At 65.9% G+C, this 1,616-nt stretch carries 2 protein-coding genes; both read right to left on the bottom strand.

The features are described from left to right. Nucleotides 1-809, bottom strand: an 809-nt coding sequence (locus tag ACH4F2_RS36005) for an AAA family ATPase (protein ID WP_398136808.1), incomplete at its 3' end; no start/stop codon positions are given. A 178-nt stretch (nt 810-987) separates the two neighbouring features. Next, a partial coding sequence (locus tag ACH4F2_RS36000; RefSeq protein WP_398136807.1) for a hypothetical protein occupies nt 988-1,616 on the bottom strand: 629 nt, incomplete at its 5' end.

Below are 1,616 nucleotides of genomic sequence, written 5' to 3'. Positions count from 1 at the left end.
AGTAGTTCCGCCGCCCGCGCGGCGCATGCGGTCACCAGGGCCGGATCGGACGGGCCTCCGCAGGCTGTGATCGGGCGGTGCGCCAATTCGGGCCACACGGCTCCGCTCGAATCGGTGAGGTGTTCCGGGGGACGCTTGGAGGTGAACGGCAGGTCGGGGTAGAACAGTGGCGCGATCAGTGCTGTGGTGTCGGGTCCGAGTCGCCAGGTGTGCGCCAACCGCACCATCCCCACCGCGTCGCCGTGCGCAGCCAACAGTGCAATCGGGGCGGGTAGATCGGGTGCGGTTTCGCTTCCCTCCCAACGAGATACATCGCCGGTCACCACCGGGTCGATCTGGCCGGGATCACCGACGCACACCACCTGTTTCGCCATGGCTCCCAGCGCTCCCAGATCGGCGTAGGTGCATTGCCACGACTCGTCCACGATCAACACGTCCGCACCGACTCGGTCTGGGTCCGAGAACAACCATCGCGCCGTCGTGCCGATCAGAATTGCACCGACGTCGCCCTGCCAGCGCACTTTCTGTCCCGAGACCACCGGTGTGTCGCCGCTGTCCGGTGCCGGTGCTTTCGCTTTCCACATCAAGGCGGCGCGGTCGGTGAGTGTTCCCAACCGGCGTGCAATCTCCACCGCCTGTTCGCGGGTCTGCGCCGCGATCCCCACGCGCAGATCCGCGCGGTGCGCCAATGCCGCAGCCAGTAATGCAACCAAGCGGGTCTTGCCCGCACCGGGAGGGGACGGCACCACCACCGCCGGATCACCCGACCACACCGAAAACAGCACACGCGCTGTGATCGGGTCGGCCATGATCTCCGACCCCGGCCACCCCGTCAGCGACGGGACGGGCGGACGGGACGACGACGGCACCGGGCCGGAGGGGGCAGCAATATCGGACGACGAGGCAGTAATGCGCATGACGAATCAAACCTTTCGTGAAAAAAGTCTCTGAACTGGCTATTTACCTAAGGCAGGTATGCTGCCGGTGCTATTCCTCTGCGCCCGCTATGAGCACGTCCAACGGCACTTCACGCCGGGAAGGGACGGGTGTCTGCCCCGTCGAAAGCCAGGACCGCCGCCCTCGGTAGAGCCGCCAGTACCGGCCACGACCAGCGCGCATCGCGAAAGGTGACGCCGCTTGCGGCATCAACACCACCGACGCGCCACTCGGCGGCGCATACATCCCCACCGAACCGAGTCCGAGCACCAACTTCCCGCCGACAACCTCGGTCGATGTGACCTCGACAGTGAACTGCTCGAACGGACGCCGTCGCGGTGTACCGACCCACCCGGTGACAGCAGATCCGACCCGCAGGCGCGAATCCAGACGCTCACACGTCACCGACAACGACCCGTTGCGCCGACGTGAACCTTTCGGTGGCGGCGTCATCGATGCCACACCCACCGCGACGTGGCCGGTGTGCAATGCGCGCTCGCGCCACATCGGATCATCGAGCAAGGCTGATGACATCACATCTGCTGCGTCACAACGACTTCGCAGACCCATCGCGGCGCTGGCCGTGTTGTCGGGACGCGACCAGTCGTGACCGTCCACCAGTGCGGACTGTGCCCGAGAAAACGAATAGGCGTCGTCTTCACCGATCGCAGCGAGCAGCG

The organism is Streptomyces sp. NPDC017890, assembly GCF_044328675.1.
Taxonomy (GTDB): domain Bacteria; phylum Actinomycetota; class Actinomycetes; order Streptomycetales; family Streptomycetaceae; genus Streptomyces.
The sequence above is the reverse complement of the archived record's forward strand: the minus strand, read 5'-3'. Positions and strand labels throughout refer to the sequence as shown.